The 13,154-nt window shown below is 38.1% G+C and carries 13 protein-coding genes; 8 read left to right on the top strand and 5 right to left on the bottom strand.

Going from position 1 to position 13,154, the window contains the following annotated elements; genetic code table 11:
• The first annotated feature begins 269 nt into the window (after positions 1 to 269).
• On the top strand, positions 270 to 1,661 hold the full coding sequence (locus tag BA1DRAFT_RS01715; protein WP_036775635.1) for an amino acid permease: 1,392 nt from the start codon (positions 270 to 272) through the stop codon (positions 1,659 to 1,661).
• Positions 1,662 to 2,037: 376 nt separating this feature from the next.
• Here BA1DRAFT_RS01715 and BA1DRAFT_RS01710 read toward each other — a convergent pair whose 3' ends face one another.
• A complete protein-coding gene (locus BA1DRAFT_RS01710; protein WP_036775633.1) occupies positions 2,038 to 2,880 on the bottom strand; it encodes an alpha/beta fold hydrolase in 843 nt (280 codons plus the stop codon).
• A gap of 592 nt (positions 2,881 to 3,472) precedes the next feature.
• Here BA1DRAFT_RS01710 and BA1DRAFT_RS01705 point away from each other — a divergent pair.
• From BA1DRAFT_RS01705 to tssD, 7 genes are all read left to right on the top strand, one after another.
• Positions 3,473 to 4,003, top strand: coding sequence for a fimbrial protein (locus BA1DRAFT_RS01705; RefSeq protein WP_036775630.1), 531 nt, complete (start codon positions 3,473 to 3,475; stop codon positions 4,001 to 4,003).
• A 114-nt stretch (positions 4,004 to 4,117) separates the two neighbouring features.
• Positions 4,118 to 4,792, top strand: a complete 675-nt coding sequence (locus BA1DRAFT_RS01700; RefSeq protein ID WP_036775629.1) for a fimbrial biogenesis chaperone — start codon at positions 4,118 to 4,120, stop codon at positions 4,790 to 4,792.
• A 37-nt stretch (positions 4,793 to 4,829) separates the two neighbouring features.
• Positions 4,830 to 7,370 (top strand): fimbria/pilus outer membrane usher protein, encoded by a 2,541-nt coding sequence (locus tag BA1DRAFT_RS01695; protein WP_036775715.1) that lies wholly within the window; start codon positions 4,830 to 4,832, stop codon positions 7,368 to 7,370.
• 19 nt (positions 7,371 to 7,389) lie between these two features.
• A complete protein-coding gene (locus BA1DRAFT_RS01690; protein WP_036775627.1) occupies positions 7,390 to 8,382 on the top strand; it encodes a fimbrial protein in 993 nt (330 codons plus the stop codon).
• A 365-nt stretch (positions 8,383 to 8,747) separates the two neighbouring features.
• On the top strand, positions 8,748 to 9,110 hold the full coding sequence (locus BA1DRAFT_RS01685; RefSeq protein WP_036775625.1) for a tlde1 domain-containing protein: 363 nt from the start codon (positions 8,748 to 8,750) through the stop codon (positions 9,108 to 9,110).
• Complete coding sequence (locus BA1DRAFT_RS01680; RefSeq protein WP_036775622.1) at positions 9,107 to 9,634, top strand: hypothetical protein; 528 nt, start codon at positions 9,107 to 9,109, stop codon at positions 9,632 to 9,634. Before BA1DRAFT_RS01685 ends, BA1DRAFT_RS01680 begins: the two co-directional genes overlap by 4 nt.
• A 2-nt stretch (positions 9,635 to 9,636) precedes the next feature.
• Complete coding sequence (gene tssD, locus BA1DRAFT_RS01675; protein WP_036775620.1) at positions 9,637 to 10,122, top strand: type VI secretion system tube protein TssD; 486 nt, start codon at positions 9,637 to 9,639, stop codon at positions 10,120 to 10,122.
• A 221-nt stretch (positions 10,123 to 10,343) separates the two neighbouring features.
• Here the strand turns inward: tssD and BA1DRAFT_RS01670 are convergent, their stop codons facing one another.
• The 4 genes from BA1DRAFT_RS01670 to BA1DRAFT_RS01655 all read right to left on the bottom strand — a co-directional run bounded on the left by BA1DRAFT_RS01670 (position 10,344) and on the right by BA1DRAFT_RS01655 (position 13,100).
• The gene (locus BA1DRAFT_RS01670) at positions 10,344 to 11,066 is read right to left on the bottom strand and encodes a hypothetical protein (protein WP_036775618.1); all 723 of its coding nucleotides are present in this window, start codon (positions 11,064 to 11,066) and stop codon (positions 10,344 to 10,346) included.
• Positions 11,067 to 11,083: 17 nt separating this feature from the next.
• On the bottom strand, positions 11,084 to 11,434 hold the full coding sequence (locus BA1DRAFT_RS01665) for a hypothetical protein (RefSeq protein WP_036775615.1): 351 nt from the start codon (positions 11,432 to 11,434) through the stop codon (positions 11,084 to 11,086).
• Between the two features lie 581 nt (positions 11,435 to 12,015).
• A complete protein-coding gene (locus BA1DRAFT_RS01660) occupies positions 12,016 to 12,738 on the bottom strand; it encodes a hypothetical protein (protein ID WP_036775613.1) in 723 nt (240 codons plus the stop codon).
• An 11-nt stretch (positions 12,739 to 12,749) separates the two neighbouring features.
• Positions 12,750 to 13,100 carry a hypothetical protein gene (locus BA1DRAFT_RS01655; RefSeq protein ID WP_036775611.1) on the bottom strand — a complete coding sequence of 117 codons (351 nt, stop codon included), beginning with the start codon at positions 13,098 to 13,100 and terminating at the stop codon, positions 12,750 to 12,752.
• Between the last annotated feature and the right edge of the window lie 54 nt (positions 13,101 to 13,154).

Here is a 13,154-nt window from a genome sequence, read left to right as displayed (position 1 = left end):
GCTTATAAAAATAAATTGCATCTCACTACACTTAATCATCACCAAACTCACCATCAAACAATGCATAAATTTTATAGTTATTTGCATAGAAAACCATTGCATCCAGCTCATACCCTTCGTAGAATCCCCCCTCTATTTCTAGGTTCAATCTGTCTATCTTTCCGTTCTATACAGCTTGGAAGCAACGAAAACCAGATACCCAGTTCATCTTTATGATCGGGTAATGAACTGGCTAATAATGCAGTTTATGTCACATTAGGAACATATCTTTGGAAAAGAAACTAGGTCTCACAGCTCTTACTGCTCTGGTACTCAGCTCTATGGTTGGTGCTGGTGTTTTCAGCTTACCGCAGAATATGGCTGAAATCGCCAGCCCGGCAGCGTTAATGATTGGTTGGGGAATAACAGGTGTCGGCATCCTGTTCCTGGCTACCGCACTGTTATTACTCTCTCGTCTTCGTCCGGATCTTGATGGAGGGATTTTCACTTATGCCAAAGAGGGCTTTGGTGAACTAATAGGCTTCTGCTCTGCCTGGGGATATTGGTTATGCGCAGTCGTTGCCAATGTTTCTTATCTGGTTATCGTTTTTGCCGCACTAAGTTTCTTTACTGACAAAGAGGGCATCGTCATCTTTGGTGATGGCAATACTTGGCAGTCCCTATTGGGAGAATCTATCCTACTCTGGTTCGTCCATTGGTTGGTACTCCGCGGCGTTCAAACCGCAGCCGGAATCAACAAATTGGCGACAATGGCAAAATTGCTGCCTTTAGGTGCTTTTATCATACTTGCCGCCATAGCCTTCAAAATGGATATCTTTAACCTTGACTTTAAAGGCATTGATCTAGGCGTTCCTGTCTGGCAACAAGTAAAAGACACCATGTTGATTACTCTTTGGGTCTTTATTGGTATTGAAGGTGCTGTTGTCGTTTCAGCCAGGGCGAAAAAACGGACAGACGTGGGTATTGCAACCATGCTGGCTGTCGTTGCAGCATTAGCAATATATATCTTGGTCACCCTACTCTCCCTTGGATTAGTACCACGATCTGAGTTAGCAGAAATACGCAACCCATCAATGGCAAACCTGATGGTGGGACTCGTTGGTTCCGCAGGCGAAATCATTATTGCCGCCGGATTGATTATCTCCGTCTGTGGTGCTTATCTGAGTTGGACGATTATGGCGGCAGAAGTGCCATTTATCGCTTCCCAACACGGCTCTTTTCCAAAAGTATTTAGCCAGCAAAACCGCAATAATGCACCGTCATCTTCATTGTGGTTCACTAATGGCGCGGTACAATTCTCTCTCGTTTTGATCTGGTTAAGTGGAAGCAATTACAATTCATTACTGGCAATTGCGTCAGAGATGATTTTAGTGCCCTATTTCCTGGTGGGAGCATTTCTTTTAAAAGTCGCTTTTGATCGTAGCAATAAAGGATTATTACTCATTGCCGTTGGAGCCTGTATTTATGGCATATGGCTACTTTATGCATCCGGTTTAATGAATTTGTTATTGTCTGTTGTTCTCTATGCACCAGGTCTTATAGTTTTTCTGTATGTACGCCATCAAAACCCGCAGAAAAATAGCTTACATCTGGCTGAAAAGCTCACTATTGCTGTATTGCTGATAACAGCAATCCCTGCCACTGGATTACTGCTCAAGTAATCTCGTCAGATTCAGGCCATTACTCCCCTGTGATGGCTTTCTGGATTTTCATATAGCAGTTTGTTTAGTTTTTCGTTGTTCTGTCATATTTTTGTTAGTGTTGTATTTAAAAGTATGTTGTAACTAATATTGTTAATACAACTTGATTGGTATGGTTTTTTAATCAATTTTGTCGACACAAGGTGTCGAAGAACAAAGCCAAGATGAGTTTCAAAGCACCGATGTTGGTGGAGTATTCCAGCTCATCACCGGCATAAGGTGTAAAACTTGAGGCAGGATGTCTATTTTGCCTATTGGCATCATCCCTGATTGGGGCATTCACACCGCAACAAATTCGGTACGAATGCCCTGATAAGGACCAGATATTGTCCTTAAATTATTTCAGTTTGTCGGCCCAATCTGCAATTGCATCAGCTGCTTCAAGCGGCTTCTCCGCAGGTAGTGCATGGCTGGCCCCTTCAATCACTGAGACAGTAACGCGGTTCCCGAACTCGTTTTTCGCTTCCATCCGAGACGTTTCAGGTCTAAATGGATCGGAACTCGCCTGCAAATCGAGGATCGGCGCCGTCCCGCCCGCCCACCAATCCTTGCGATTGGTCAGCTTACGCGCCGAGGACTGACTTTTTATGACATCAGCATGCCAGCCCTCAAGCCAAGACGTCGGGTCATTGCCTTCCGCGAAGAAAGCAAGTCTAAGTTTCGCCAGCCGCTCTTCACGAGTGGATGTCGGATTACTAATCACCGTGATCGCATCCGAGAGCTCCGAGGGCCAAGATTTCGCTGCCCCTGCCAAAAGTACTATGCCACGCGTCATCTTAGGATAATCCGCGGCAATCGTTTTAGCGATCCAGTGGCCATAAGCGTGCCCTACTATGATTGCCTTACCTCCTTCCGCCGCAACCACGGCCGCAAAATCATCAGCAAAGTCGTGGAAGGTCACGTTTTCCATCGGACCGGTTGACCTTGAGATTCCGCGTGGTTCCGGCAAGGCAACGCGATAGCCACGCATCGCCAGCCGATCCGCGAGTGGCGCGAACTCCGCCGTTCCTCGCCCGGTTGAAGCAAGAATCATGAGCAATGGCCCCTCCCCTCGTACCGAATATTCGATCGATGCCACACCATTTGTGGCGATTTTTTGCTCTACTTGCATAGCCGAAGCAGGATGCGCGACTGCAAGAACAATGGACAAAAGGCCTAATACAAAGACGAACTGTTTCATTTTCCTTCCTTACAGTGTTAATTGCGTTGAGGGTTCATACCTCAACTAAAATAGGTATTGCCACAAACAATAAAATAGAAAGATCATATGAGAAAACTATAGAGTAATTTTTTCCAGATTACTTATCTCTATCAGAATAAACATGCTCAAAGAGAAAATGACATCAAGAGGTAGTAACATCAAAATAATAGAACAAAAAAATAAATTCTTAAGCGTGATAAATTAATTGTGATTTATATCACAATTAATTTTATAACCAATTATTAACTAAAAGATATTCTCATTAATTAGCATAATGATTTATTACTTACAATAAATCACATTAATATTAAAAAATAATCCTGTTTAAGAAACAAAAACAGATAAAAATCTTAAATATAACACATTATCCAGTCATTCTTTGGATTTTTCCTAATTAATCGCTATGATCACCCGGCTTTATCCCAAAAAAGACACAGTTTGAGTTATCGTCGTTGTCATTGGGCAAAAGTCATAAATATTTACACGCTGTATTGATGTTTATACAGTTCCCATTAAATCAGTATTTCTATTTCCCTGACGCCATGCTCGGCAGGGTTAGGATCTATTTAAAATGAAAGCTAAACTGATTATTTCATCCTTACTTGCATCTTCTGTATTTATTTCTGTAGCAAATGCAGCCGACGGAAAAATCAACTTTACAGGTAATATCATCGCAAATGCCTGTAAAATCGATACTGACTCTGCAAATCAAAACGTAAACATGGGAACAATTGGCTCAAATGCATTTAGTGGTGTAGATAGTACCGCATCAACAACACCCTTTAGCATTAAAATGAGTGACTGCCCACCAGAATATACTCATGCACAAGTTAAATTTGACGGGCAAATAGACAGTAGAAATAACAATCTTCTGGCCTTATCCAATGATAAAGGCCAGGCAGTCGCCGATGGTGTTGCTATTGGTATCTATGAAGAAGATAACTCAACGCTGATTCCTTTGGCAAAAGCTTCCAAATCTCAAGCTTTTACTGATCAAAAAACAGCAGAACTGAAGTTCATTGCAAAATATGTTGCTACAGCTCAAACCATTAGCCCAGGCTCCGGTGATGCAGTCGCCAATTTTACGATCGTTTATAACTAAGACAAGCTAAATTTAGAACAGAACTTCATTCACGTTTTGTTTCTAATAAAGCAGTACAGGGCATGGATGCCCACAAAATAACGCATAAAAACACGATAAAACGGAGATATTACCGTGCAGTATCAACGCCTATTCACAATAATTTTTCTATATATTATCAGTGTAAATTTCGCTATCGCCGGCGTCGTCATTGGTGGAACCCGTGTTATTTACATGAGTGACAAAAAAGAAGCGTCTATTTCGATAAATAACCCAGAAAAAGATGCCCCTTACCTGATTCAATCTTGGGTCCAAGATGAAAATGATAATATGAAGACCCCTTTTATCGTTACTCCCCCCATCTTTAAACTCGCAGCAGGCCATGAAAATATCCTACGTATTGTAAAAACAGCAAGTAATCTGCCTCAAGATCGGGAATCGCTTTTTTGGTTAAATGTAAAGTCTATTCCTACTTCTGTAAAATCAGATCAGAATCAATTACAAATAACAGTTAAGTCAAAGTTTAAATTGTTTTACCGCCCTGTCAATTTGGCAGAAAAGTCAAGTACCGCATACAAAGAACTCAAATTCCGTATGGAAAACAACTCATTGATCGCAGAAAATCCTACCCCTTACTTCATTTCATTCTCTTACCTTAAAGTAGATCAACATGAAATAAAACCTGCGGGCATGATTAAACCCTTTAGCCAACTAAGCTGGCCTCTGCCGGTAAAGAACATAAAGCAGGTAAATTGGAAAGCAATTAATGATTTTGGTGGCGTTACTGCCGAGGAAAAAACAACCATTTAATAAAACCGTTATATTAATTTATACCAGAAAGTTAATTATGGGAAAGTGCTCACAGCATAAGATTAATAAGCAACCATATGATATTGAACATTCATGGCTCTTATTATTGCCATTTATAGCTACGGGCGTATTTTTTTACCCTGCTAAAACTTATTCTGAAGATTATTTCAACATTCATGCACTGGAGATAGGTACTGATTCTGGTTCACCTGAAGATATTGATCTCTCTATTTTCACACAAGATGACTATCCGCCCGGTATTTACTGGGTAGATATTTACCTTAATAGAGACAAAATAGATACCAGGAACGTAACCTTTGTCACGATAAATAACAAATTACTGCCCAAGCTGACAATTAAGCAATTACAGGATATGGGAGTAAAAATTGATACATTTCCAGAGCTGTTCAGTTTACCACCAGAAACAGAGTTGTCTGATTTAAGTCAATATATTCCATCAGCAAGCACTCCCTTCAATTTTAGTCAACAAAGACTGGATATCAGTATTCCACAAGCAATGTTAAACAATCAGGCAAGAGGTTATGTTTCTCCTGAATTATGGCAGCAAGGATTAACTTCATTATTAATTAACTATAATTATAGTGGTTCAAATACCTGGCAAGATAACCCATCTGGCTCTACGCAGACCCATTATCTGAATCTTCGAACGGGCGCCAATTGGCAAGCATGGCGTCTACGCAATTATTCTACCTATACCAGTCGTGACAAGAATTGGAAAAGTATTAACACCTATTTACAACGGGATATTCACGCACTAAAAGGGCAATTAACCCTAGGTGATAGCTTTACCCCCTCCTATATTTTTGAAGGTGTCCAATTCCGCGGCTTACAATTAGCTTCTGATGACAATATGTTACCAGACAGCTTACAAGGCTTCGCCCCCAGTGTTCGAGGAATTGCCCAAAGTAACGCTCAGGTTACGATCAAACAAAACGGCTATATCATTTATCAAACTTATGTTTCACCGGGTCCATTTGTCATTAATGACCTTTTCCCAACCACAACAAGTGGAGATTTGGAAGTTATTATCAAGGAAGCCGATGGTCAGGAATACCGATCTACTCAATCCTTTTCAACCATACCGATTATGTTACGAGAAGGAGGACTCCAATATTCGATAACACTGGGCCAATATCAATCATCAAATAATCGTGGGCAAGAACCCAACTTTGCCCAAGGTGCATTAGTCTATGGTTTCTCGAATAACATCACTGCCTATGGCGGTACGATTTTTTCAAAAGATTATCAATCTATTGCTTTAGGATCAGGTTATAACCTTGGTATATTGGGTTCTCTCTCTTTTGACATCACTCATGCTAACACCGATTTACCATCCAATATAAGTACCAAAGGACAATCCTACCGTTTTCAATATGCAAAAGATCTTTCATTAACAGGAACTAATTTTACTCTGGCAGGTTATCGCTATTCAACACGTGGTTTTTACGATTTCAAAGAAGCCAATGATATAGATGACTCTAATAAAAGTGACTGGCGTTACCGTACCAATAAAAGAAGTAAATTACAACTGCATATTAATCAATCCTTGGGAGATTTTGGTAGTTTATATTTGTCCGCTCTTCAACAAAATTACTGGCAACAACCTGGCTATGAACGTAATATCAACGCAGGTTATAGCACCAATTATAATAATATTAATTACAGTCTAAATTATACCTATAGCCAACTTCCAGATACGAATAAAAATGAGCAGCTTTTTTCATTCAGTATACAGATTCCATTAGATCGCTGGCTAAAGAATAGCTGGACCAGTTACAATTTTAACACCAATAAAAACAAAGATATTTCCCACCAAGTCGGTTTAAGTGGTACCGCGCTGGAAGACAATAATTTAATCTATAGTTTACAGCAGAGTTACACAAATCACGGCACTGGCGCTGGCGGTCATATCCATGCGGAATATAAAGGAGCTTATGGTCAACTTAGTACCGGTTATAGTTATGATCGTCATTCTCACCAACTGAATTATGGCCTTCAAGGAGGAATTGTTGCTCACCCATACGGTATTACTCTTTCACAACATTTGGGAGATACATTAGCATTAGTCCGGGCTGATGGTGCTCAAGGAATAAAGATCCAAAATAATGTTGGTATTGCCACCGATTGGAATGGTTATGCGATTATTCCTTATGTCAGCAGTTACCGGAAAAATCGAATTGCATTGGATACTCATTCATTAGCAGATAATGTCGATATTGACGTTAATGCCCAAACTGTTATTCCTACTCGGGGAGCGTTAGTCCTGGCGGATTTTAAAACCCGGATAGGTCATAGAGCTCTAATCAATCTCTATCATCAAGAAAATCCTATTCCTTTTGGAGCAGTTGTCACATTAGAAAAACTCCATGATATTGATGAAATAAATAGCGCGATTGTTAGTCATGAAGGGCAAGTTTACCTCACCGGTTTACCCGATAGTGGACGATTATTAGTTAAATGGGGTTATAAAGATATTCAGGAATGTGTCGTTAATTACAAATTACCAGAAAAAAGCCCTTTATCCGGTATTTACATAATAGAAGAGCACTGTAAATAACAACCTACAGGAAAATGCTATGTTTAATATTTACAATAAACTTAAGTATTTGTTCATTATCATCAATTTATTAATTGGTTCAATCGTTAGTTCTTATAGTCTTGCTGCTAACTGCCAATTTGAGAAAGGATTTAAGCCAGAAATCACTCATCTCTCTTTTGGAACCTTATATGTCCCAAGAGATCAACCTATTGGCACAACGATTTACGAATATCGTGCAGATGAATTAGCCAACAAAAACAATATTTTCTATTGCGATACAAACGTTAATACATCATGGGGATATACATCCTATAAAAGCGCAGATTATAACAAGGATGCTATTTACGAGTCCGGTGTTCCCGGTGTTGGCATCAGAATAAATACCTGGGGTCCCGGCTATGGTATCGACTGGTTACCACGTATTACTAATAACCCTGTAAGCTGCGACAATTCTGGTCGTTGGTATTGTGGTCAGACATGGGGTTATCTGACAATTCAGCTAATAAAAATAGCGCCAACAACAGGCTCTGGTTTTGTCAAAAATGAACAATTAATTCAAGCACGAGTAAATAACCACATCGTGCATACTTACCGTTTGGGAAATACCCGAATTATTACTAAAAGCTGTTCATTGAAGGATAGCAATATCACTGTTCCTATGGGCGATATTAAAAAAATCGATTTTTCTGGTATTAGCAGTACCGCAGGAGGGAAAGATTTTGAGGTTATTTTAGATTGTGATGATGATGTTCAGATTCAATTAATGCTTGACGGAAAGAGAGCAAAAAACAACTTATATCATGTATGGGCGCTTGATCAAAATAATAATCACACAACTGCTTCCGGTGTGGGTATGCAAATTCTTTACAACAACCAACCTGTCATTATCCACTCACAAATAAATATTGGTAATAGTTATTCAGGTGGGAAGTTATCTATCCCTTTACACGCCCGCTATTTTCAGACCGATCGCAATATTACTCCTGGGCAGGCAAATGTAACGGCAACAATGACATTAACTTATCAGTAATAAATTTACCTGCATCAGTTATAGAAATTTTATTTCTTGGCTGATGCCCTGTTATTTTATTATTTTTATCTTAAAGGTTTTTGGGGAAACTCAGAATATTACTCTCACTAATTAACATGTTATGCGTTAATATAGTCGCATCGTTTACGAGTCAGTTCCATTTCTCCTATTGAATTCAGTAGAACATTTAATCTTGTTGATAAACTTTCAAAATAATCATGCTGAATAACCAGATAATAAGGTCAAAATTTATTAATTTCATAAATTAATTTACAAAAAATTTCTTTTTTTTACAAAATTATGATTTTAAAAATGTTTATTAAGTTTAAAGTTAAATTCCTTAATATTTACTAATGGAAATAAGTATGACTTGGCAATACTCACAAGGCACTGGTGTGCTTACACATAACGGCTCTTTTATTGCAAAAGGCTATAGCGGTCATGGAACCGGAATAAACAACCCATCTATGGAACAGGTTGAAGGCGAAGGACCAATTCCCCGTGGTTATTACAGAATCAACGGTTACTCTAACTCAATAACCAAGGTTACCGTGATATTAGACCCTATTATGGGAACTAACACGTTTGGACGCTCTCTCTTCAGAATACATGGTGACAGACGGGATGGCACATATCGGCAGGCATCACATGGTTGCATCATTATAAATGGCTCTAATCTCAGAAAAGAGATAGCCAACTCTAGCGATACAATTCTGGTGGTCGAATGAAAAAACTAGTTTTACTTTTAATACTGACATCATCTAGCTCACTGGCCGTGGATCGTCATATTACAGCTAAAAATCCATATCCAAATTTAACACCAGAGCAATTGAGCCTACAAATAAAACAGCAAGGTGCAAGAGCAGTAATTAAAAATATGCCAGAAGGAGACAACGGAGAATGGGATTATATAACAGATCACATTGCAAGTGGAGATATAGCATGGCTCAAAGTAGCGCCTTTGCTTGCAAAAGGAAGTGATGCCCATTCATCAGAAACGCTATCAACAGCATTAGCAACTGCATTACCGAAAAACGTAAACGGAGTATTATCTATTCTTGATGATTCCAATATTTCAATTAGCACTGATTCTGTCTGTTCTCTACCTTTTTATCAAGGAACAGAAGCAGAATTAAATCAGTATGTCGTTGATAGTATTCGTGCACTGTATAAAAGTAAAAGTGGTGAAAAATGCTTACAAAAGCTTATTTCTACCACAGGTAATTCAAAATCGTTTTCTGAAGGAGATTAATCATGGCTATTCCTCTATATATGTACATAAAAGACGACGGCGGAGCAGATATTAAAGGTTCCGCTGATGTCTATGGTAGAGAAGACAGTATTGAGATTTTAGGTCTTCATCATAGCGTCAGTATCGCCACTGATGATAATACAGGAAATTTAACTGGAACGAGGAAACATATTCCATTTATGATTGAGAAAGAAATTGATTCGTCATCCCCATACCTTTATAAAGCATTAACCACAGGACAAACATTAAAATCAGCAGAGCTTAAATGGTATAAAATAAATGAGCATGGGCAAGAGAAAGAGTATTTCAATACTTTCATGGAAAATGTAAAGGTGGTTAATATTGTTCCTGTTATGTTAGATATAAAAGATTCATCAAAAGATAAATTCAATCATATGGAAATCGTTGAACTTCGCTATGAAAAAATCACCTGGAAGCACAATGATGGAAATATAATCCATTCTGATAGCTGGAATGAAAAAATATGAATAAGACCATAGAATAATTATTCTATTAATGACGACAATTTAATGGTTATGTATTATCACTATTAGTATGATAATACCCATTTCCTCTATTGCCCTCTAATTATGGAATATTTAAGCAAACATAATAGACGATGAAGTGAACCTCTAATTGTTAAGCATTCAATTTTCAGGGTTCATTTCAGTCTTAAACGGCCAGATATAAAAAAACGCGAGAGGCAAGTTTATGAATGAGAATCTTTACTAATGATGTTAACTATATGGTGGCAAGATTCGGGCGATAAAGGTCTTGGGTCCCACTTAGATAACTCACTAACAGGCAAGTCTAAAGCACTCCAGGGAATAATACCATTAACCCCTATACCATATGGAGTTAATACATCTATGAACTGTTTTTTAATAACGTCGTAAATACGGACATCACCCAACTTAATAATACCAGAAGCCCACAAAGCACCACCTGCCAAGCTCTGAATATTGTCGCAAATAATATGTCCATGTTTTAATAACAAGATGTTATAAACCGAACGAGCCAAACCAGATCTCCGAAAATCTTCTGATACTTCAATAGCTCTTATTTGCTTGCCAGTTTTGGTTATCCCTTTATCGACAAAGTTAAAGTCATTATATGCAATTCTGCCAATTAAAGTGTCCTCTGATTCCTCATGCATATCAAGAGAAAGCAATTCATTAATAATCCGCTCAGAGCTATACCCACATTCTCTTAAGTGTTCGGCATATTCAGAGTAGAAATTAGCGGTCGAACAACCCATATAAACTATTTCTGAATAGTAATGATATTCACTCCCGACAAGGGCGTATTCTATAATTTTCAACAAATCATCTTCCAATGATAGATGATGAAATTCGTCTATAATATTCTCTGAAACACAACTTGGCTTTCTGCTCAAGTCCTTTGAATATGAACCAATAAGGTTAGGAGCCATCGCTATCCCTGTAAGATTTAATGGACAGTCGTTAGTTTGAAATTATCAATAAAGTTTTTAACAACGGATTCAATATGTTTCATGATGGCATCAATATTGCCATTGTATTCTGGATATTGCTTCTCAGGAGAAACAAGATATTTCACTCTTTCCCTTCTGACAACTAATTCGGCGAATGGGACCACATAGAAATTATCACTCTTATTATCATCTTTAAGAGTTACTATGAATAACTGCCTATTAACATCTTGTCGTTCACTGAGACGGAGAACAAAAAAGAGTTTATTTGTATTATTATCTTTAAAAGAGTCAATAACTTCTGTTGAGTGGCTAATAGTCTGTATAGACCTGGTGTGTTCAGTCCTCATATAGCCTCCTAACATTATGAAATTCAAGTGAATAGATGATTAGCAGTTATCAAATTTATGTCACTTAACATGACATAAATTTATATCACATAACGTGATAATAGTTGGATTGCCCCCCTAGTTCAACAAATTTAACAACCAAAGTTGTGTTTTACTGCTCTGTGATGTACCAAAATGTTTCAGATTTTAAGCTATACTTACCTTGAGGTTAGGTTAGGAATTCTGATTTCTAAAATGTCTGTGCGGTAATGCCCCAATCGTATAATTATCCAAAATTAACGTGAAGGTTTAGGTTCGGGTAAGTCAAATACGTCACAGATAAATTTGTGACCAGGCGTGGAAACCCGATTAGCTGGATGACGCAACAGTAGATGATCACATTGGTAAATAACTGACTACACTGGTTGGGCTTCGCTACGAAAAAATCACCTGGAAGCACAATGATGGAAATATAGTCCATTTTGATAGCTGGAATGAAAAAATCTGAATAAGACCATAAAATAATTATTCTATTAATGACGACAATTTAATGATTATGTACTATCCTATCACTATTGGTAAGATAATACCTATTGGCAAGTTTATAAATGAGGATCTTTACTAATGATGTTAACTATATGGTGGCAGCAATCATGAGATATCGAGTTCGGTTCCCATCGAGAAAGCTCACTCATAGATAGATGCGTGGCGCTCCAAGGTTTAACACCATTAATCCCAATTCCACCTTCTGTTAGCACATCGACAAATTCATGTCGTATGGTGTCATATACCCTAACATCAGCTAATGTTATTATTCCACTCGCCCACAAAGTACCGCCAGCAACACTTTGAATGTTATCGCAAATAATATAATCGTGCTTTAAAACTAATCTTCTATATATTGAGCGTCCCAGACCTGCTGCCTGATAATCTGACGAAATAAACGCCCCCTTTATCTGCTTACCCGTCTTTTTTATACCACAGTCATAGAAAATAAAATCATTGTATGCAATGCGACCTATTAACTCATCCTCATCAGGATTGTGCATATCAAGATCTATTAGATGCTGGATGATTTCACCTTCGCTGTAGCCGGAATCAAGCATCTCAAGAGACTGAGACCTATAATAATCATCAGTGAAACATCCTAATCGAATGATCCCTATGTAGTAATGATACTCACTACCACTCAAGAGGTACTCAGTCACCTCTAATAAATCACCACCTTTTGATAAGTGGTAAAACTTTCCTACAATCTCTTCTTTTATACAGTCAGGTTTTCTACTTAAATCTTTGGTGTATGAATCGTTCAGGTCAGGGGCCATCTTTATCTCAGCTACACATTAGCAACAGGACTATATTTCTGAATAAAATCACAAACAGTTTTTTCAATACTGGTATTTATTGAAGGCAATCTATCTTTCAGTTCAGGATATTGATATACCGGATTTACAAGGTATCTTACTTTGTCTTTACACACTGTAAGTTCAGCATATGGGATCACTCGGAACTTGCTTGAATTGTCTGCATTTTCAACAGTAACGATAAACAGTTGACGCTTAATATCAACCCTACAGCTTAAGCGTCTAACAGAGAACATCCTTTGTGATGGTTCATCAAAAAAAGAATTGATGACTTCTGTTGAGTGGCTAATAGTCTGTATAGATCTGGTGTGTTCAGTCCTCATATAGCCTCCTAACATTATGAAATTCAAGTGAATAGATGATTAGCCGTTATCAAA

The sequence above is a fragment of the Photorhabdus aegyptia genome, from assembly GCF_000612035.1.
GTDB classification, from domain to species: domain Bacteria; phylum Pseudomonadota; class Gammaproteobacteria; order Enterobacterales; family Enterobacteriaceae; genus Photorhabdus; species Photorhabdus akhurstii.
This window is presented reverse-complemented; position numbering and strand designations above follow the sequence as displayed.

Bases quoted from the DNA above. Each gene is read 5' to 3' on its own strand.
- BA1DRAFT_RS01710 (WP_036775633.1), bottom strand. From the start codon at position 2,880: ATGAAACAGTTCGTCTTTGTATTAGGCCTTTTGTCCATTGTTCTTGCA.
- BA1DRAFT_RS01705 (WP_036775630.1), top strand. From the start codon at position 3,473: ATGAAAGCTAAACTGATTATTTCATCCTTACTTGCATCTTCTGTATTT.
- BA1DRAFT_RS01695 (WP_036775715.1), top strand. From the start codon at position 4,830: ATGGGAAAGTGCTCACAGCATAAGATTAATAAGCAACCATATGATATT.
- BA1DRAFT_RS01690 (WP_036775627.1), top strand. From the start codon at position 7,390: ATGTTTAATATTTACAATAAACTTAAGTATTTGTTCATTATCATCAAT.
- BA1DRAFT_RS01685 (WP_036775625.1), top strand. From the start codon at position 8,748: ATGACTTGGCAATACTCACAAGGCACTGGTGTGCTTACACATAACGGC.
- BA1DRAFT_RS01680 (WP_036775622.1), top strand. From the start codon at position 9,107: ATGAAAAAACTAGTTTTACTTTTAATACTGACATCATCTAGCTCACTG.
- tssD (WP_036775620.1), top strand. From the start codon at position 9,637: ATGGCTATTCCTCTATATATGTACATAAAAGACGACGGCGGAGCAGAT.
- BA1DRAFT_RS01670 (WP_036775618.1), bottom strand. From the start codon at position 11,066: ATGGCTCCTAACCTTATTGGTTCATATTCAAAGGACTTGAGCAGAAAG.
- BA1DRAFT_RS01665 (WP_036775615.1), bottom strand. From the start codon at position 11,434: ATGAGGACTGAACACACCAGGTCTATACAGACTATTAGCCACTCAACA.
- BA1DRAFT_RS01660 (WP_036775613.1), bottom strand. From the start codon at position 12,738: ATGGCCCCTGACCTGAACGATTCATACACCAAAGATTTAAGTAGAAAA.
- BA1DRAFT_RS01655 (WP_036775611.1), bottom strand. From the start codon at position 13,100: ATGAGGACTGAACACACCAGATCTATACAGACTATTAGCCACTCAACA.